This window comes from Streptomyces malachitofuscus, assembly GCF_055571035.1.
Genome location: NZ_JBVIGA010000012.1, coordinates 103,745 through 122,603 on the forward strand (window position 1 = coordinate 103,745; position 18,859 = coordinate 122,603).

Annotated in this window: 17 protein-coding genes and 1 pseudogene; 8 read left to right on the forward strand and 10 right to left on the reverse strand. The window is 71.9% G+C overall.

Translation table 11 applies throughout. The annotated features are described in order from the left end of the window. Positions 1-172: 172 nt before the first annotated feature. Positions 173-511 (forward strand): transcriptional regulator WblA, encoded by a 339-nt coding sequence (gene wblA, locus ACZ44S_RS19055; RefSeq protein WP_190166637.1) that lies wholly within the window; start codon positions 173-175, stop codon positions 509-511. A gap of 37 nt (positions 512-548) precedes the next feature. On the opposite strand, the gene bagB is transcribed toward wblA, so the two are convergent. Both bagB and bagA read right to left on the reverse strand, forming a co-directional pair. Beyond that, positions 549-1,925 (reverse strand): ATPase BagB, encoded by a 1,377-nt coding sequence (gene bagB, locus ACZ44S_RS19060; protein WP_466930453.1) that lies wholly within the window; start codon positions 1,923-1,925, stop codon positions 549-551. Positions 1,926-2,043: 118 nt separating this feature from the next. Beyond that, positions 2,044-3,021 (reverse strand): ATPase BagA, encoded by a 978-nt coding sequence (bagA, locus tag ACZ44S_RS19065; RefSeq protein ID WP_466930455.1) that lies wholly within the window; start codon positions 3,019-3,021, stop codon positions 2,044-2,046. A gap of 173 nt (positions 3,022-3,194) precedes the next feature. Between bagA and ACZ44S_RS19070 the strand changes: the two genes are divergently transcribed. The 4 genes from ACZ44S_RS19070 (at position 3,195) to ACZ44S_RS19085 (ending at position 6,172) form a co-directional block, all read left to right on the forward strand. After that, positions 3,195-3,356: a DUF4177 domain-containing protein gene (locus ACZ44S_RS19070; protein ID WP_010986011.1), complete on the forward strand. Its 162-nt coding sequence runs from the start codon at positions 3,195-3,197 to the stop codon at positions 3,354-3,356. Next, positions 3,353-3,820: a RidA family protein gene (locus ACZ44S_RS19075; RefSeq protein ID WP_466930457.1), complete on the forward strand. Its 468-nt coding sequence runs from the start codon at positions 3,353-3,355 to the stop codon at positions 3,818-3,820. Before ACZ44S_RS19070 ends, ACZ44S_RS19075 begins: the two co-directional genes overlap by 4 nt. A 643-nt stretch (positions 3,821-4,463) precedes the next feature. After that, positions 4,464-5,345 (forward strand): NUDIX hydrolase, encoded by an 882-nt coding sequence (locus tag ACZ44S_RS19080; protein WP_466930460.1) that lies wholly within the window; start codon positions 4,464-4,466, stop codon positions 5,343-5,345. After that, entirely contained in the window at positions 5,342-6,172 is an 831-nt protein-coding gene (locus tag ACZ44S_RS19085; RefSeq protein ID WP_466930461.1) for an MBL fold metallo-hydrolase, read from the forward strand. Before ACZ44S_RS19080 ends, ACZ44S_RS19085 begins: the two co-directional genes overlap by 4 nt. 22 nt (positions 6,173-6,194) lie before the next feature. Here the strand turns inward: ACZ44S_RS19085 and ACZ44S_RS19090 are convergent. Next, positions 6,195-6,305 (reverse strand): annotated as a pseudogene (locus tag ACZ44S_RS19090) (nucleotidyltransferase); the annotation flags it as partial. A gap of 63 nt (positions 6,306-6,368) precedes the next feature. Beyond that, complete coding sequence (locus tag ACZ44S_RS19095) at positions 6,369-7,043, reverse strand: Crp/Fnr family transcriptional regulator (RefSeq protein ID WP_004928297.1); 675 nt, start codon at positions 7,041-7,043, stop codon at positions 6,369-6,371. 250 nt (positions 7,044-7,293) lie between these two features. On the opposite strand from ACZ44S_RS19095, the gene nth reads away from it, so the two are divergent. From nth to ACZ44S_RS19110, 3 genes are all read left to right on the forward strand, one after another. Continuing rightward, positions 7,294-8,643 carry an endonuclease III gene (gene nth / locus ACZ44S_RS19100; protein ID WP_466930463.1) on the forward strand — a complete coding sequence of 450 codons (1,350 nt, stop codon included), beginning with the start codon at positions 7,294-7,296 and terminating at the stop codon, positions 8,641-8,643. 91 nt (positions 8,644-8,734) lie between these two features. Further along, the gene (locus ACZ44S_RS19105; protein ID WP_466930465.1) at positions 8,735-9,430 is read left to right on the forward strand and encodes an NUDIX hydrolase; all 696 of its coding nucleotides are present in this window, start codon (positions 8,735-8,737) and stop codon (positions 9,428-9,430) included. 45 nt (positions 9,431-9,475) lie between these two features. Next, positions 9,476-10,675 carry a MarP family serine protease gene (locus ACZ44S_RS19110; RefSeq protein WP_190166644.1) on the forward strand — a complete coding sequence of 400 codons (1,200 nt, stop codon included), beginning with the start codon at positions 9,476-9,478 and terminating at the stop codon, positions 10,673-10,675. A 25-nt stretch (positions 10,676-10,700) separates the two neighbouring features. Here the strand turns inward: ACZ44S_RS19110 and ACZ44S_RS19115 are convergent, their stop codons facing one another. The 6 genes from ACZ44S_RS19115 to ACZ44S_RS19140 form a co-directional block, all read right to left on the reverse strand. Then, on the reverse strand, positions 10,701-10,883 hold the full coding sequence (locus ACZ44S_RS19115; RefSeq protein WP_229853786.1) for a hypothetical protein: 183 nt from the start codon (positions 10,881-10,883) through the stop codon (positions 10,701-10,703). Positions 10,884-11,022: 139 nt separating this feature from the next. Next, on the reverse strand, positions 11,023-11,973 hold the full coding sequence (locus ACZ44S_RS19120; protein ID WP_190166645.1) for an alpha/beta fold hydrolase: 951 nt from the start codon (positions 11,971-11,973) through the stop codon (positions 11,023-11,025). Further along, positions 11,970-12,458, reverse strand: a complete 489-nt coding sequence (locus ACZ44S_RS19125) for a phage holin family protein (RefSeq protein ID WP_190166646.1) — start codon at positions 12,456-12,458, stop codon at positions 11,970-11,972. Before ACZ44S_RS19125 ends, ACZ44S_RS19120 begins: the two co-directional genes overlap by 4 nt. A gap of 85 nt (positions 12,459-12,543) precedes the next feature. Next, on the reverse strand, positions 12,544-13,980 hold the full coding sequence (nhaA, locus tag ACZ44S_RS19130) for a Na+/H+ antiporter NhaA (RefSeq protein ID WP_466930468.1): 1,437 nt from the start codon (positions 13,978-13,980) through the stop codon (positions 12,544-12,546). 172 nt (positions 13,981-14,152) lie between these two features. After that, entirely contained in the window at positions 14,153-16,108 is a 1,956-nt protein-coding gene (acs, locus tag ACZ44S_RS19135) for an acetate--CoA ligase (protein ID WP_466930470.1), read from the reverse strand. 198 nt (positions 16,109-16,306) lie between these two features. After that, positions 16,307-18,763: a SulP family inorganic anion transporter gene (locus ACZ44S_RS19140; RefSeq protein WP_466930472.1), complete on the reverse strand. Its 2,457-nt coding sequence runs from the start codon at positions 18,761-18,763 to the stop codon at positions 16,307-16,309. Between the last annotated feature and the right edge of the window lie 96 nt (positions 18,764-18,859).

The following is an 18,859-nucleotide window of genomic DNA, read 5'->3' on the forward strand; positions in this document are numbered from 1 at the left end:
CTCACTCCCCCGGGTGATCTGCCGCTTACCCATAGTCCGTTCGGACCATTCAAGATTGGGCCCGCTGGGGGTGTTGCGCTGTGCCCACCTTCCGTAACGTCCTCAACTGGCGGCGGTGAATATGCCGCTGCCGCCGTGGGGGAGCCTCGATTCGGGAGAGGACGGCGCCGGTATGGGCTGGGTTACCGACTGGAGTGCGCAGGCTGCCTGTCGCACTACCGATCCGGATGAACTGTTCGTTCAAGGAGCAGCGCAGAACAGGGCCAAGGCGGTGTGCACCGGATGCCCGGTGCGTACGGAGTGCCTGGCCGACGCGCTCGACAACCGCGTCGAGTTCGGCGTGTGGGGAGGCATGACGGAACGCGAGCGCCGCGCGCTGCTGCGCCGGCGGCCCACCGTGACCTCCTGGCGCAGGCTGCTGGAGACCGCGCGCTCGGAGTACGAGCGGGGGACGGGTGTCGTACCTCTCAACGACGACGAGGTCTACGAGAACTTCGCCGCGGTGAGCTGAGGGTCCTCGGGGGGTCCCTGGTCCCGCCCTGCAGGGCCTAGGGCGTGGTGGGCAGCTCCGGCCGGTCGGCCGCGAGGCGGTCGCCGATGTCCCGCAGCCCTGTGAGGTCGTGCACATCGCCGGGCAGTGCGGCCACCTCGGTCACCGCCACCTCGGGGTGGAGCGCGATGAAGCGGTCGCGTGTGCGCTGCTCGCGTGAGAGCAGCTGCATCCGCTCGGCGTGCAGCCTCAGCAGGCCCGCGGTGAGACGGTCGACGGGCCGCTCCGCGTCGGCATCCGGGTCCGTGTCCGCGTCCGTGGGGTCGACGTCCGTGGGGGCGGGGGAGCCTCCGTCGGGAACGTCCGGTGGAGCGGGCGATTCTGAACTGTCGTACGTGTCGGGAGAGTTACGAAGTCCAGCTTTCCCGTCCTCCTGATCCACAATGCGGGGGTCCTCAAGATTTTCCGCGGCGGCGAGCGCCCGCTCCGCCGAGAGCCGGTCCGCGCCGCTGCCATGGACCCGGTTGAGCACCAGACCGGCCAGCGGCATGTCCTCAGCGGCCAGCCGCTCCACGAAGTACGCGGCCTCGCGCAGCGCGTCCCGCTCCGGGGCCGCCACCACCAGGAACGCCGTCCCGGGCGCCTGGAGCAGCTTGTACGTGGCGTCCGCGCGGGTACGGAACCCGCCGAACATCGAGTCCATCGCGGCCACGAAGGTCTGCACGTCCTTCAGCAGCTGACCGCCGAGCACCTTGCCCAGCGCGCCGGTCATCATCGACATCCCGACGTTCAGGAACTTCATCCCCGCGCGGCCGCCCACCTTCGCCGGGGCCAGCAGGACGCGGATGAGCTTGCCGTCGAGGAAGGATCCGAGCCGCTTGGGTGCGTCCAGGAAGTCCAGCGCGGAGCGCGAGGGCGGCGTGTCGACCACGATGAGGTCCCACTCGTCCCGGGAGCGCAGCTGCCCCAGCTTCTCCATCGCCATGTACTCCTGCGTGCCGGCGAAGCCCGCGGAGAGCGACTGGTAGAAGGGGTTGCCCAGGATCGCGGAGGCCCGCTCGGCGTCCGCGTGCGCCTCGACGATCTCGTCGAAGGTGCGCTTCATGTCGAGCATCATCGCGTGCAGTTCGCCGCCCGCGGAGTCGTCGATGCCCTTCACGCGGCGCGGGGTGTTGTCGAGCGAGTCGATCCCCATGGACTGGGCGAGCCGGCGGGCCGGGTCGATGGTGAGAACGACCACCTTGCGTCCCCGCTCGGCCGCGCGCAGACCCAGCGCCGCCGCGGTGGTCGTCTTGCCGACGCCGCCCGAGCCGCAGCACACCACGATCCGGGTGTCCGGGTCCTCGATCAGCGGGTCGATGTCGAGCGTGCGGGTGGGGGAGAGGTGGTGACGGGCCGGGTCGTGGGTCCCCGCCGGTTCCGGACGACGGCTCATGGCATCCCCTGCTTCCGGTGCTTCCGATTCCGGTACTCCCGGCACGTGACGGGACCGGTACGGCGGTGGCGGTGACGGAGGTCCTGGCCGCCGCGGGGCAGCCGGGACGCGCGGGCGGTCACGACACGTCCTGTTCACGCAGCTGCCTGGCCAGCGCGTACAGACCGGCCAGGTCCATGCCCTCCGCGAGCAGCGGAAGTTCGTGCAACGGCACGTCCAGGTCCGCCAGCACGGCGCGCTGCTCCGTCTCCAGCGCGTACCGCTCGGCGTACTCCTCCGCCTGCGTGAGCAGTGGCTCCACCAGTCGCTCGGCGTGTCCGCCGCGCCGCGCGCCGCCCAGGCCGGCGGACGACAGCGCCCGCGCGACAGAGGAACGAGGGACCGCCGCCACGAGTTCCAAGGCGTCCGCGTCCAGCACCTGCGGCCGCACCATGTTCACGATGACCCTGCCCACCGGCAGCCGGGCCGCGCGCAGTTCCGCGATGCCGTCCGCGGTCTCCTGGACCGGCATCTCCTCCAGCAGCGTCACCAGGTGCACGGCCGTCTCCGGCGATCTCAGCACCCGCATGACGGCCTGCGCCTGATTGTGTATCGGGCCGATCTTGGCGAGACCGGCCACCTCGTCATTGACGTTCAGGAAGCGGGTGATGCGGCCGGTCGGGGGGGCGTCCATGACGACGTAGTCGTAGACGAACCGGCCGTTCTTGTCCTTGCGCCGCACCGCCTCGCACGCCTTGCCGGTCAGCAGGACGTCCCGGACGCCGGGGGCGATGGTGGTGGCGAAGTCGATCGCGCCGAGCTTTCTGAGGGCCCGGCCGGCGCTGCCCAGTTTGTAGAACATCTGGAGGTAGTCCAGAAGCGCCAGTTCGGGGTCGATGGCGAGGGCGTACACCTCGCCGCCCCCCGGTGCGACGGCGATCTTCCGTTCCTCGTACGGCAGCGCCTCCGTCTCGAAGAGCTGTGCGATGCCCTGCCGGCCCTCGACCTCGACGAGAAGCGTCCGCTTCCCCTCCGTGGCCAGGGCCAGCGCGAGGGCCGCGGCCACCGTGGTCTTGCCGGTTCCGCCCTTGCCACTGACGACCTGGAGCCTGCTCACGTCTTCGAGCCTAAATGCTCGCCGCGCGGCCCGGCGGCTCCGGGTGGCGGTTCGCGGCCCTCGCGCCCCGCGCGGTGGGCGGGCACGGCGGCCCTCGCGCCCGCGCGGCGGGCGGGCACACGGGGTGGGCGGGGGCCGCGGGACCGGCTGCGACAGCGGCTAGAGTCGGCCGCATGACCAAGTGGGAATACGCGACTGTGCCGCTGCTCGTCCACGCGACGAAGCAGATTCTTGACACCTGGGGCGAGGACGGCTGGGAGCTCGTCCAGGTCGTGCCCGGGCCGAACAACCCGGAGCAGCTGGTGGCCTACCTGAAGCGCGAGAGGCAGGCATGAGCGCCGTCGAGGCGAAGCTGGCCGAGCTGGGCCTGCGCCTGCCGGAGGTCGTGCCGCCGCTGGCCGCGTACCAGCCGGCCGTGCGGTCGGGACAGTACGTCTACACGTCCGGTCAGCTGCCCATGGTGGACGGCAAGCTTCCGACGACGGGCAAGGTCGGCGCGGAGATCACCCCCGAGGAGGCGAAGGAGCTGGCGCGCACCTGCGCGCTGAACGCCCTCGCCGCGGTCAAGTCCGTCGCCGGGGACCTGGACCGGGTGGCGCGCGTGGTGAAGGTCGTGGGCTTCGTCGCCTCGGCCGCGGACTTCACGGGCCAGCCGGGTGTCGTCAACGGTGCGAGCGAGCTGCTCGGCGAGGTCCTCGGCGACAAGGGCGTCCACGCCCGCAGCGCGGTGGGTGTCGCGGTGCTGCCGCTGGACGCACCGGTGGAGGTCGAGATCCAGGTGGAACTCACTCAGGCGTAGCCCTCGGCGGCGGCCGCGCGGGCGCGGCGTCGTCCCGTGTCCTGTGGTCCTGAGGCACCCTCCGGGTCCTCGCGTGGGGCGGGCCCGGCTCCGGACGGCTCGCCCGCCGGGGCACGTCCGCCGAGCCGGGCCCTTGCCGGGCCCTTGCCGGGCCGGGCGGGGCGGGTGGCGCAGGCGGTCGGCGGGACCTGTGGGGTGCGCTGCCGCGTGGGCGGCTTCGCGGTCGTGGAGGCGGTCCGGGCGCCGGCTCCGGGCCGCCTCGACGGTGCGGCCGTACACGGCGCCTGACATGGCCCGTCCCGTCGTACCGGCGCGCACCGCTTCGCCGGCGGCGGTGTGTTGGGTGGTTGCGGTTCGGCGGCGGCCTGTTCCGGCGCTCCTGGCCGTCGGTCTCGACCGGAGCGCCGGGCGCGCCTGCATCCCACGGTGAGCGGCACCCGTCCGTCCTCGGCGGCGGTGTGTTCGTCCGCTGTGACGAGGCGGCGGTCGCCCGGCCGGCCGGAGCCGCCGGTCCCGACCGCCGCCTGCCGTGGTGACCGCGGCGGTGAGCGGCCGCAGCGCGGTCTTCGGGACCGGGCGGGGCGTCACTCCGCCGTCCCGGTGGGCACTCGAACATCCGGGCGTCACGGGATAGCCTCCGGCCATGGCGAATGCGCAGGCAGGCGGTCAGTGGTACCCCCCGGAGTGGCCGGAGCGGATCCGGGCGCTCGCGGGCGGTCACCTCACGCCGGTCACGCCGAAACGCGCGGCCACCGTGATGCTGCTCAAGGACACCGGCGACGGAGCCGCCGTGCACATGCTGCGGCGTCGTACGTCCATGGCGTTCGCGGGCGGCGCGTACGCCTACCCCGGCGGCGGTGTCGACCCGCGCGACGACGACCGGCACGTCCGCTGGGCGGGCCCCACGCGCGCATGGTGGGCGGACCGGCTCGGTGTGGACGAGGCGGGCGCGCAGGCCATCGTCTGCGCGGCCGTACGGGAGACGTACGAGGAGGCCGGGGTGCTGCTCGCCGGGCCGACCCCGGACGGTGTGGTCGGTGACACCACCGGCGACGACTGGGAGGCGGACCGTGCCGCGCTCGTCGCGCGGGAGACGTCCTTCGCGGAGTTCCTGGACCGCCGCGGACTGGTCCTGCGCTCCGACCTGCTCGGCGCCTGGACCCGCTGGATCACCCCCGAGTTCGAGTCCCGCCGCTACGACACCTGGTTCTTCGTCGCCAGGCTCCCGCAGGGCCAGCGCACCCGCAACGCCTCCACGGAGGCCGACCGCACGGTGTGGATCACTCCCCGCGCGGCGGCCGACGCGTACGACCGGGGCGAGCTGCTGATGATGCCCCCGACCATCGCCACCCTCCGTCAGCTCACGGCGTACGCCACGCCCGCGGAGGCGCTCGACGCCGCTCCCGCGCGGGACCTCACGCCCGTGCTGGCCACCGCGCGCCTGGTGAAGGGCGAGATAGTGCTCTCCTGGCCGGGACACGACGAGTTCACCAAGCACATCCCGACCGGGGGAGCCCCCGCATGACGGACGCAAGCACCCTGCCCGGCCAGCCGCGGGGCGGTGTCCTCTCCGGACCCGCCACCGCGCGTGCCGTCAACGTGCTCGCCCCCAACTCCTCGGCGATGACCCTGGACGGCACCAACACCTGGGTCCTCTCGGAACCGGACTCCGACCTGGCGGTCGTGGTGGACCCCGGCCCGCTGGACGACGGGCACCTCCGGCGTGTGATCGGAACGGCGGAACAGGCCGGCAAGCGCGTCGCCCTCACCCTCCTGACGCACGGTCACCCCGATCACGCCGAGGGCGCCGCCCGGTTCGCCGAGCTGACCGGCACGAAGGTGCGGGCGCTGGACCCGGCGCTGCGGCTCGGGGACGAGGGGCTGGCCGCCGGGAACGTCGTCACCGTCGGCGGCCTGGAGCTGAGGGTCGTGCCGACACCCGGCCACACCGCCGACTCCCTGTGCTTCCATCTCCCGGCGGACCGGGCGGTCCTCACGGGCGACACCATCCTGGGCCGCGGTACGACCGTCGTGGCCCACCCCGACGGCCGCCTGGGCGACTACCTGGACACCCTGCGCCGGCTCAGGTCGCTCACCGTCGACGACGGCGTCCACACGGTCCTGCCCGGTCACGGTCCCGTCCTGGACGACGCCCAGGGCGCCGTGGAGTACTACCTCGCCCACCGCGCCCATCGCCTGGCCCAGGTCGAGACGGCCGTCGAGGACGGCCACCGCACCCCGTCCGAGGTCGTCGCCCACGTCTACGCCGACGTCGACCGCTCCCTGTGGCCGGCCGCGGAGCTGTCCGTGCGCGCCCAACTGGAGTACCTGCGGGAGCACGGCCTCATTTAGACGTCCAGTCACGGACGTCCGGTCACCCGGGGCGCGGTGCCTTCACACCGTGCACGCGCGCGTACTCCTCGGCGAGCCGGGGGCCGAGGTCGTCGACGTACGAGGCGAGGACCGCGGCGTCGCCGGTCGGCTCGTGACGCGACAGAGCCCCGCTTCCGGCGGGGAAGCGGGGCTCCGTCGGTGGCGTCGCCGGGTGTCAGCGGGAGCGCTTCGCGAGGCGCTCGACGTCCAGGAGGATCACCGCGCGGGCCTCCAGGCGCAGCCAGCCGCGCTGGGCGAAGTCCGCCAGGGCCTTGTTGACCGTCTCGCGGGAGGCACCGACCAGCTGGGCCAGCTCTTCCTGCGTGAGGTCGTGCACGACGTGGATGCCCTCCTCGGACTGCACACCGAAGCGGCGGGAGAGGTCGAGCAGGGCGCGGGCGACACGGCCCGGGACGTCCGAGAAGACCAGGTCCGACATGGCGTCGTTGGTCTTGCGCAGCCGGCGGGCCACGGCCCGCAGCAGCGCGGTGGCGACCTCGGGGCGGGCGCTCAGCCAGGGCGTCAGGTCACCGTGGCCGAGGGCGAGCAGCTTGACCTCGGTCAGCGCCGTGGCCGTCGCGGTGCGCGGGCCCGGGTCGAAGAGCGACAGCTCACCGATCAGCTCGCCGGGACCCACCACGGCGAGCATGTTCTCCCGGCCGTCGGGGGACGTGCGGTGCAGCTTGACCTTGCCCTCCGTGACCACGTACAGGCGGTCACCGGGATCGCCCTCGTGGAACAGGGAGTCGCCCCGTGCCAGGGTCACCTCGCTCATGGAAGCGCGAAGCTCCGCGGCCTGCTCGTCATCGAGCGCCGCGAAAAGCGGGTTCCGCCGCAGAACGTCGTCCACGAGTTCTCTCCTTGTCGACCTGCTCAGGGGATCTTGCTCCCCACGTACCAGGGGACCGTGGTGCCCATTTTGCCGGACGGTCCAAACAGTGTGATCTGTCACAAGGATGCCGTACGGGCCGGTCGGGGTAAGCGGCAGGGGTCCAATTGGACGCCGGTCCTCGAGGGCCGGGGCGGATGTCGGTGCCGGGTCGTAGGCTGGCCGGGTGTCCAAATCGCCGGTGAGAGCACAGGCCGAGGGGGCTGCACGGGTGGCAGTACGTCGCGATTCCGCTGTGGGCGAACAGGGCCCCGATGGCGGTAAGGAAACGGCGAAAGCGGCAAAGAGGTCGCCGTCGAAGGGACCGGACGAGAGGCCGGCGGCTCGCTCGGGCGATGCGGCCGGGGAGAAGAGCGCGCCGGGGAAGAGGGCCGCCGCCGCAAAGGCGGAGGCTTCGGGCAAGCACGCGCCCGGCGGCGAGAAGACGGCGGGGAAGAAGGCCGCCGGCAAGAAGGCCGCGCCCGCGCGGAAGGCGTCGCCGGCCAGGACGACGTCCGCGCGCAAGGCCGCTCCGGCCAAGAAGGCCGCTCCGGCCAAGAAGGCCGCTCCGGCCGAGAAGGCCGCTCCGGCCGAGAAGGCCGCTCCGGTCAAGAAGGCCACCGTCCCTGCCAAGAGGGCCGCAACCCCTGCCAAGAAGACCGCCTCCGTCAAGAAGACCGCCTCGGTCAAGAAGGCCACCGTCCCCGTCAAGAAGGCCCCGGCGCCCAGGAAGCAGCTCGTCGCCCCCAAGAAGGCGACCGCGGCCGTGCGGGCCGCTCCCGCGAAGACCGTCGTCAGGCCCGCCAGGGACGAGTCGCGTACCGCGCTGGTCCGGCGGGCGCGCCGGATCAACCGTGAACTGGCCGAGGTGTACCCCTACGCCCACCCGGAGCTGGACTTCGAGAACCCCTTCCAGCTCGTGGTCGCCACCGTGCTGTCGGCTCAGACCACCGACCTGCGCGTCAACCAGACGACCCCCGCCCTCTTCGCGAAGTACCCCACCCCCGAGGACCTGGCCGCGGCCAACCCCGAGGAGGTGGAGGAGATCCTGCGCCCCACCGGTTTCTTCCGGGCCAAGACCAAGTCGGTGATAGGGCTTTCGAAGGCGCTCGCCGAGGACTTCGGCGGCGAGGTGCCCGGGCGGCTCGAGGATCTCGTCAAGCTGCCCGGCGTGGGCCGCAAGACCGCCTTCGTCGTCCTCGGCAACGCCTTCGGCCGTCCCGGCATCACCGTGGACACGCACTTCCAGCGGCTCGTGCGCCGTTGGCAGTGGACCGCGGAGACCGACCCGGACAAGATCGAGGCGGCCGTCGGCGCGCTGTTCCCCAAGAGCGACTGGACCGACCTCTCCCACCACGTGATCTGGCACGGCCGCCGTATCTGCCACGCCCGCAAGCCCGCCTGCGGAGCCTGCCCCATCGCGCCGCTCTGCCCGGCGTACGGCGAGGGCGAGACGGACCCGGAGAAGGCGCGCAAGCTGCTCAAGTACGAAAAGGGCGGTCTCCCGGGCCAGCGTCTGAACCCGCCGCAGGCCTATCTGGACGCCGGCGGCAGGCCCGCCCCGCCGCTGGGGGCCGGATGACGGAGCGGTACCCGCCACGGCAGCCCGCGGAACGATCTCGGGGCCGCCGGGCGTTGGACCCGTGGGACGCGGCCGGACGACGGGGGTGGCGATGACGCGCACGAGCGGTACCCAGGGCGGCCCGGTGACGCTCAGCCGGGAGGGGCTGCCCTCCTGGCTGGATCCGGTGGTCCGCGCGGCGGAGACGGTCGCGCCGGGCCAGCTGAGCCGCTTCCTGCCCCCGGAGAACGGCACGGGGCGCCAGTCCGCCGTCCTGATCCTCTTCGGCGACGGCGAACGCGGCCCGGAGCTGCTGCTCATGGAGCGGGCGAGTTCGCTGCGCTCGCACGCCGGGCAGCCGTCCTTCCCCGGCGGCGCGCTCGACCCCGAGGACGGAGACCCGCAGGGCGACGGACCGCTGCGCGCCGCCCTGCGCGAGGCCGAGGAGGAGACCGGACTCGACCCGACGGGCGTGCAGCTCTTCGGCGTACTGCCGAAGCTCTACATCCCGGTCAGCGGTTTCGTCGTCACCCCCGTACTGGGCTGGTGGCGCATACCCACGCCGGTGGGGGTCGTCGACCCGAACGAGACCGCGCGGGTGTTCACGGTCCCCGTGGCGGACCTCACTCACCCCGACAACCGGGCGACCTCGGTTCACCCCAGTGGGTACCAAGGTCCGGCGTTTCTGGTCGAATCCGCCCTCGTGTGGGGTTTCACCGCGGGCGTCATCGACCGGTTGCTGCATTTCGCCGGGTGGGAGCGCCCCTGGGATCGCAGCAAGCAGGTCCCGCTGGACTGGCGGTCATGACAGGGTGGGCGCCGTGCTGGGTACGACGAGGCGAGGCTTGAAGCGGTGAACGTGCTGGACATCCTGTTGCTGGTCGCCGCCGTGTGGTTCGCCGTCGTCGGCTACCGCCAGGGCTTCGTCGTCGGCATCCTGTCGGTGATCGGCTTCCTGGGCGGCGGTCTTGTCGCCGTCTATCTCCTGCCCGTCATCTGGGACGCCATGACGGACGGCTCCGAGGTCGGTACGACGGCGGCCGTCATCGCCGTCGTCGTGGTCATAGTCTGCGCCTCCGTCGGCCAGGCCCTCACCACCCACCTCGGCAACAAACTGCGCCGCTACATCACCTGGTCGCCTGCCCGTGCGCTGGACGCGACGGGCGGTGCCCTGGTCAACGTCGTCGCGATGCTCCTGGTCGCCTGGCTGATCGGCTCCGCGCTGGCCGGCACGACGCTGCCGACGCTCGGCAAGGAGGTCCGCAGCTCCAAGGTGCTGCTCGGGGTCTCCCGGGCCCTGCCCGACCAGGCCGACACCTGGTTCGCCGACTTCTCCTCCGTCCTCGCGCAGAACGGCTTCCCGCAGGTCTTCAGCCCGTTCGCCAACGAGCCGATCACCGACGTCCGGCCCCCGGACCCGGCCCTGGCGGGCAGCCCCGTGGCCCTCCGCGCGCAGCGCTCCATCGTCAAGGTGATGGGCACCGCCCCGAGTTGCGGCAAGGTCCTGGAAGGCACCGGCTTCGTCTTCGCCGAGCGCCGCATCATGACCAACGCGCATGTCGTGGGCGGCGTCGACGAGCCGACCGTGCAGATAGGCGGCGAGGGCAGGAAGTACGACGCCACCGTCGTCCTCTACGACTGGAAGCGCGACATCGCCGTCCTCGACGTACCCGACCTGAAGGCGCCCGCGCTGCGCTTCACGACCGAGGACGCGAGCAGCGGAGACAGCGCCATCGTCGCCGGCTTCCCGGAGAACGGGGCGTACGACGTCCGCGCCGCGCGCCTGCGCGGACGCATCACGGCGAACGGCCCCGACATCTACCACCGCGGCACGGTCCGCCGTGATGTGTACTCGCTGTTCGCGACGGTCCGTCAGGGGAACTCGGGCGGCCCGCTGCTCACCCCGGACGGCGAGGTCTCCGGCGTGGTGTTCGCGAAGTCGCTCGACGACGCCGAGACGGGCTACGCGCTCACCGTGGACGAGATCCGGGAGGACATCGCCAAGGGTCGCAGCGCCAATCAGCAGGTCGACAGCGACAGCTGCGCGCTCTAGATCCCGCGAACGGGCGGACGGACCGTCAGCCGCGCGGGTGGCGCAGCCGGACCGAGACCCAGCGGGCCCGGCGGCGGAGGATGCGCGGGATTCCCACCCTGAGGTCCGTAGTCGCCATCTGTGGTGCACCGCCTCGTTGGTGGGAACTCACACCGCCCGCCGAGCGGCGATTGCGGCTTGCGTCACTGTAGTCGTGCGTCCAGCCCATACCCCGACGTGTGCCCCCGCCCCATGGTCGATAACCGCCCCACGGGCCGCCAATTGGCCTATGCGCCGGGCAATTGGCGTTCGTCGGACAAGCGTTCAGGGGGCGGGTGCCGGGAGCGGCACCGACAGCGTTCGCCCAGTCACCGATCCGGCTCGGGATCCTTCAGCCAGTTGATCAGTTCGGTCGAGAAACTGACCGGGTCCTCTTCGTGCGGGAAGTGCCCCAGCCCGTCGAACAGCCGCCAGCGGTAGGGCGCTTCGACGTACTGCCCGGAGCCGGCGGCGCTGCGCGTGCGCACCACGGGGTCCAGTGAGCCGTGCAGATGCAGCGTCGGCACCCGCACCGGCCGCTTCATCCGCCGGTTGAACTGGATGCCGTCCGGACGGGCCAGCGAGCGCACCATCCAGCGGTACGGCTCGATCGAGCAGTGCGCCGTGGACGGGATGCACATGGCCCGCCGGTAGTTCTCCAGCGCCTTCTCGTCGGGCAGGTGCGGGCCCGACCAGTCCTGGATGAGCTTCGCCACCAGCGCACCGTCGTCCGCGGTGAGCTGCCGCTCCGGGATCCAGGGGCGCTGAAACCCCCAGATGTGGGACATCGCGGCCGACTGTCTGGCGTCGGAGACCATGGCCGACCGCCAGCGCCGGGGATGCGGCATGGACGCCACCGCCAGCCGCCGTACGAGCTTGGGGCGCATCGCCGCCGCCGTCCAGGCCAGGTATCCGCCCAGGTCGTGGCCGACCAGCGCGGCGTCCGGCTCACCGAGGGAGCGGATCACCCCGGTGATGTCCAGCGCGAGGTTGGCCGGGTCGTAACCGCGCGGTGTGCGGTCACTGCCGCCGATGCCCCGCAGGTCCATGGCGACGGCACGGAAGCCGGCGTCGGCGAGCGCCGTCAGCTGGTGCCGCCAGGTCCACCAGAACTGCGGGAAGCCGTGCAGCAGCAGCACCAGGGGGCCGTCGCCCAGCTCCGCGATGTGGAAGCGGGCGCCGTTGGCGGCGACGTCCCGGTGGATGAGCCCCGAGCCGCCGGGGATGTCGAGGCGTACGACCGAGGCGGGTTGCGCCGATGGAGTGGCGGGGTCCGTCATGAGGACGAGCGTGCCACAGCCTCGATGGCTTGGGGGACCCGGTCCTCCGGCAGGGCGGGGCGCGGGTGCGGCTTGGCCTTCTGCAGCACGCCGGCCGTCTCCTTCACCGACGCGGCGACCTTCTGCGGGCCGCGGCCCTTCTTCGCCTTCTTGGCGAAGGTGATGCCGATGAGCGCGAGGACGACGGCGATCAGCACGTTCGCGGCGAAGGACAGCAGGAAGCAGAGCGCGAGGTTCCAGTCGCTCCAGGTGCGGATGCCGTAGGCGAGGGCGAAGTTCAGCATCGGCAGGGAGAACAGCAGCAGCACTCCGGCGGCCGTGAACGCGCCGCCGCTGGTGGCGCCCCGCTTGACGTCCTGCTTGAGCTGCGCCTTCGCCAGCGCGATCTCGTCGTGCACCAGCGCCGACATGTCGGCCGTCGCCGAGGCGAACAGCTGGCCGATGCTGCGTTCGGCGCCGACCGGGCTGCCGTCGGGTGCGCTCATCGCGGTCTCCCTCTCCTGCGTACGTCCTGCGTACGGTGCTCATGCCTGCGCGTACGGTGTCAGTCTTTTGTACCGTCTCGTCAGATCATGCCGGACCGTGGTCCTCATCGCTTGCCCCGCTCGACACTTCGGCAAGCGCGTCTCGCTCGGCGGCCTTCTCCCGGGCGACTCGCCGGTGCTCGGCGGCCTTCCGTTCGAGGATCTCCGCCATGCGCAGGTGGTACGCCGGATCGTCCTGTTCGTACACGTCCGGGACACCGCTCAGGTCCTCGTCGCGCTCCTCCTCCTCGGTCAGCCTGCGGTACCTGGCGTTCCGCACCCTCAGCAGGACGGCCGCGACGGCGGTGGCGATCAGGGAACCGGTCAGGACGGCCGCCTTGACGCTGTCCGTCATCGACTCGTCGCCCTCGAAGGCGAGTTCCCCGATGAGCAGCGAGACGGTGAAGCCGATCCCGGCGAGGGTGGCCACCGCGAACACGTCCGCCCAGGCGAGCTCGTCGCTGAGCGACGCCCTGGTGAAACGCGCCGTCAGCCATGTGCCGCCGAAGATGCCGAGCGTCTTGCCGACGACGAGTCCGAGGACGACACCGAGCGTCTCGGGCTGGGTGAACACCTCCCCGAGGGCGCTGCCGGAGACCGCCACGCCCGCGCTGAACAGAGCGAACAGCGGGACCGCGAGGCCTGCGGAGAGTGGCCGCACGAGGTGCTCGATGTGCTCGCCCGGCGAGTGCTCCTCGCCCTCGCGACGGTGGCAGCGCAGCATCAGGCCCATGGCGACACCGGCGATGGTGGCGTGGATGCCGCTGTTGTACATCAGCGCCCACACGACCAGCGCCAGCGGCACGTACACGTACCAGCCGCGTACGCCCTTGCGCAGCAGCAGCCAGAAGAGGGCCAGGCCCGCGGCGGCGCCGCCGAGCGCCGCGAAGTTCAGATGGTCGGTGAAGAAGACCGCGATGATCAGGATCGCGAACAGGTCGTCGACGACGGCGAGGGTGAGCAGGAAGGCACGCAGCGCGCTCGGCAGGGAGGTGCCGATGACGGCGAGCACGGCGAGCGCGAAGGCGATGTCGGTGGCGGTGGGCACGGCCCAGCCGGCGAGGGAACCGCCGCCCACGCCGCTGGTGAAGGCGTAGACGAGAGCCGGTGCCGCCATGCCGCAGAGGGCGGCGACGACCGGGAGCGCGGCGGCCTTGGGGTCGCGCAGGTCGCCGGCGACGAGTTCGCGTTTGAGCTCGATGCCCGCGACGAAGAAGAAGACCGCGAGCAGTCCGTCGGCGGCCCAGTGCGCCACGGACAGGTTCAGCCCGATCGCCTCGGGGCCGAAATGGAAGTGGCTGACGCTCTCGTAGCTGTCATGCAGCGCGGGTATGTTCGCCCAGATCAGCGCGGCGACGGCGGCCAGCAGCAGGAGTACGCCGCCGACCGTCTCGGTGCGCAGCGCGTCACCGACGTAGGAGCGCTCGGGCAGCGAGAGGTATCCGAAGGCCTTGCGGGGGGTGGGGGTGCGGGGCGCGGTCACGGGTGTTCCTCTGGTCGACGGGCAGCACGAATCGTGTGCCGACCAGACTTCCCGGCGCCCCATGAGACAGCTTTTTGCTTAGTTTATCTAACGTGCGCCTGGGGCGCACGAGCAGGCCTGGGCGCCCCACGCGAGGGTGGGGCGCCCAGGACGTGCTCGCGACGGTGCCCGCTCAGTCCTCGCTGGGCGCCTGGGGCAGCTTGGCCTGGATGAGGTCCATGACCGTGGAGTCCGTCAGGGTGGTGACGTCTCCCAGCTGGCGGTTCTCCGCGACGTCGCGGAGGAGGCGCCGCATGATCTTGCCGGAGCGGGTCTTCGGCAGCTCGGCCACCGGCAGGATCCGCTTGGGCTTGGCGATCGGGCCGAGCGTGGCGCCCACGTGGTTGCGCAGTTCGCCGACGAGGTCCTCGCTCTCCGCCGCCGTGCCGCGCAGGATCACGAAGGCGACGATCGCCTGGCCGGTCGTCTCGTCCGTCGCGCCGACCACGGCCGCCTCGGCGACCGAGGGGTGGGAGACCAGCGCGGACTCGACCTCGGTGGTCGAGATGTTGTGCCCGGACACCAGCATCACGTCGTCGACCCGGCCGAGCAGCCAGATGTCGCCGTCGTCGTCCTTCTTGGCGCCGTCACCGGCGAAGTACTTGCCCTCGAAGCGCGACCAGTACGTGTCGATGAACCGCTGGTCGTCGCCCCAGATGGTGCGCAGCATCGAGGGCCACGGCTCGGTGAGGACCAGGTAGCCACCGCCGCCGTCCGGCACCTCGTTCGCCTCGTCGTCGACGACGGTCGCGGCGATACCGGGCAGCGGGGTCTGGGCGGAGCCCGGCTTGGCGTCGGTCACGCCCGGCAGGGGGGAGATCATGATGCCGCCGGTCTCGGTCTGCCACCAGGTGTCCACCACCGGGGTGCGGTCCCCGCCGATGTTCTTGCGGTACCAGATCCACGCCTCGGGGTTGATCGGCTCACCGACGGAGCCCAGCACCCGCAGCGACGACAGGTCGAACTTCGCGGGGATGTCGTCGCCCCACTTCATGAACGTGCGGATCGCGGTGGGTGCCGTGTAGAGGATCGTCACGCCGTACTTCTGCACGATCTCCCAGAAGCGGCCCTGGTGCGGGGTGTCCGGGGTGCCCTCGTACATGACCTGCGTGGCGCCGTTGGCGAGCGGTCCGTAGACGATGTACGAGTGGCCGGTGACCCAGCCGACGTCGGCCGTGCACCAGTACACGTCGGTCTCGGGCTTGAGGTCGAAGACCGACCAGTGCGTGGAGGCGACCTGGGTCAGGTAGCCGCCGGAGGTGTGCAGGATGCCCTTCGGCTTACCCGTGGTGCCCGAGGTGTAGAGGATGAACAGCGGGTGCTCCGCCTCGAACGGCTGCGGGGTGTGGTCGGTGCTCTGGCGCTCCACCAGGTCGTGCCACCACACGTCCCGGCCCTCGGTCCAGGCGACGTCCTGGCCGGTGCGGCGGACGACGAGGACGTGCTCGACGCTGTCCACGCGGCCGACGGCGTCGTCGACGGCCGGCTTGAGCGCGGAGGGCTTGCCGCGCCGGTAGCCGCCGTCGGCGGTGATGACGACACGCGCGTCGGCGTCCTGGATACGGGTCGCCAGCGCGTCCGCCGAGAAGCCGCCGAAGACCACGGAATGCGCGGCGCCGATGCGGGCGCAGGCCAGCATCGCGACGGCCGTCTCGGGGATCATCGGCATGTAGACGGCGACCCGGTCGCCCTTCTGGACACCCAGCTCCAGCAGGGCGTTGGCGGCCCTGGAGACCTCGTCCTTGAGCTCGGCGTAGGTGATGGCGCGGCTGTCGCCCGGCTCGCCCTCGAAGTGGATGGCGACCCGGTCGCCGTGCCCGGCCTCCACATGACGGTCCACGCAGTTGTAGGCGACGTTGAGCTCGCCGTCCTTGAACCACTTGGCGAACGGCGGGTTCGACCAGTCCAGGGTCTCGGTGGGCTCGGTGGCCCAGGTCAGCCGGCGGGCCTGCTCGGCCCAGAAGCCGAGCCTGTCAGCCTTGGCCTGTTCATACGCCTCCGCCGTGACGTTGGCGTTCGCGGCCAGGTCGGCGGGGGGAGTGAAGCGACGCTCCTCCTTCAGAAGGTTGGCCAGGCTTTCATTGCTCACGGCATCTGCCTTTCCCAGGGTGTCCGTTGTGTCCCAGGCCACAGCTCATCAGACCCGGGGGTGCGCTGACAAGGGCCGACGGGAAATTGGTTTAGACCTGTCGGGGTTGAGGGGTGCGCTGTGCGACACCCCTTCCCACGGGCCCCGGAGCAAGCCGGTTCAAGGGGTGTAACGCCTCTCACATCGGGACGCGCCGCCTCACGTCGCCAGGTCCTCGGCCCGGACCCGGTCGAACACCCTCTCCCCGTCCCGTTCGGTGAGCAGATACGCCTGGGCCTCACCGACGTGGAAGTACAGCCCGTGCAGCTCCAGGGCCTCGTCCTTCAGGGCCCGGGCCACCGATTCATGGCAACGCAGATGCTCCAGCTGCTGCACCACGTTCGCCAGGCAGAGCTCCTCGACCGCGTCGGCGACCGCCCTCCCGGTCAGCCGCGGCGCGGATCCGCCCGGTTCGCCCAGGCGCTCGAGGCTCGGCCGCCCGTGTCGCAGCCAGCGTCTCAGCGACGTACGGGCGCCGTCCGGTTCGTAGTCGAGCAGTGCCTGCATCGCACCGCATCCCGAGTGCCCGCACACCGTGATCGAGCGCACCGCCAGTACGTCCACGGCGTACTCGATGGCGGCCGCCACCGAGTCGTCGCCACTCTCCGCGCCCGGCGGGGGTACGAGATTGCCGACGTTGCGCACCACGAACAGGTCTCCCGGGCCGCTGGACGTGATCATGGAGGTGACCACCCGTGAGTCGGCGCAAGTCAGGAACAGTTGCGCCGGCTGCTGTCCCTCGCGTGCCAGCCGGGCCAGCTCACCGCGCACCAGCGGGGCGGTGTTGCGCTGGAACGCGCTGATGCCGCGCACCAGTTGGCTGCCCCCGGTGCTGTCCTGCTCCGGCTCGCCCTCCTCGGTCCGGTTCGTACCGACTGCTCGTTCCTTCGCGTCCCTCCCTTCCTCGCTGTCGTGCGCGCCCGGCCGGAGGTCGCCGTCCGGCAGTCGTGGGCGTTCGCACTGGTGGTTGCGCCAGGCGGTCCAGGGCCGGCAGCGGCAGTCGGAGCCGGACGCCCGGGCCTCCTCGGGGCCGTCGGCGAGATGCCCCGAGGTGAGTGCGGCGGGTTCGGCGATCCGGACGTCGGCGCGGCGGCCGGTGATCTCCACGCTGCCGCCTCGCGCGGTGTGGGTGCTCTGCCAGTCCTGCAGCGTCTCGTACGCCGCGTGGTCCATGAAGGAGCCGTCCAGCGCCACCACGACGTCGGCCCCCTGGGGCACGAGATGCAGCGCCCGGCTGAGCCGTGGCACCGCGAGGAACGTCAGCTGCCCCCTCACGTGTACGTGGTGAACTCCTTCCTCTTCCTGGTGGGTGATACGGGTGCGGGTGAGGCGGTGCAGGGCCACGCCGACGGCCACGGCGATCCCCGATGCCACGCCTTCCAGAACGCCCAGGGACACCACGCCGAGGGTGGTCGCGGCGTAGACGAGCACTTCCCGGTGGCGGGTCACCGTGCGGATGTGGTGCAGGGACACCATCTGGATGCCGACGGCCATCACCAGGGCGGCGAGTGAGGCGAGCGGGATGAACTCCAGGAGCGGGACCATCAGCAGCGCGGCGACCACTACGAGAACGCCGTGCAGCATCGTGGAGTTCCGACTGACCGCACCCGCGTGGACATTCGCGGAACTGCGCACCGCGACCCCGGCCACGGGCAGTCCGCCGAGTGAGCCGGAGACGATGTTGGCCGCGCCCTGTCCGAGCAGTTCGCGGTCCAGGTCGGACCGCCCGACGTGGCCCGGGCCGGGGCGGCCGGACACCAGCTTGTCCACGGCCACCGCGCCGAGCAGCGACTGCACGCTGCAGACCAGCGTGGTGGTGAGCACGGCGGCCGCGAGGCCGAGCACCGGACCCTCGGGCAGCCCGGCGAGGGCATGGTTGCGCCAGGAGGGCAGATCCACCTTGGGCAGGACGAGGCCGGCCGCGGCGGCGATCGCGGTGGCTCCGGCGACGGCGACGAGCGCCGCCGGAACCGCGCGCAGCAGGCGTCCGGTCCGGCCGGGGAGCCTCGGCCAGAGCAGCAGCAGGGTCAGGGTCAGCACGCTGACCGAGAGGGCCGCGGGGTGCAGGTCCGCCAACTGGGCGGGGAGCGCGCGGAGGTTGTCGGGGACGGAGCTCTGCGGGGTGCCGCCGAGGACGATGTGCAGCTGGGCGACGGCGATGGTGACGCCGATGCCGGCCAGCATTCCGTGGACGATCGCGGGGCTCACGGCGAGCGCTCCGCGGGCCACGCGCAGACAGCCGAGGCCGAGCTGGGAGAGGCCGGCGAGGACGGTGACGGCGCAGGTCGTCCGCCATCCGTACTGCTGGATGAGGTCGGCGGTGACGACGGTGAGTCCCGCGGCCGGGCCGCTGACCTGGAGCGGGCAGCCGCCGATCCGCCCGGCGACGACTCCGCCCACGGCGGCGGCGACCAGCCCGGCCTGGAGCGGAGCGCCGGTGGCGAGGGCGATGCCCAGGGACAGGGGAAGGGCGATCAGGAAGACCGCGACCGCGGCCGACACGTCGGCGCCCGCGATGCGGAGACGCCGGGGGCCGCGCCGCGGCGGGCTGTGGGGCGGGTGGGTGCGCTCGGTGTGGTCCGAATCGGCGGCGCGGGCGGGAACGCAGGCTGACATGGGGTCCCGTCTCCTTCGGGTCTGCGCGGTCGCGTAACTGGTGGCCCGCTCGGTGGCGGGGCGGTCGCGGCCGTGGGGGCATGGCCCCAGAACGGC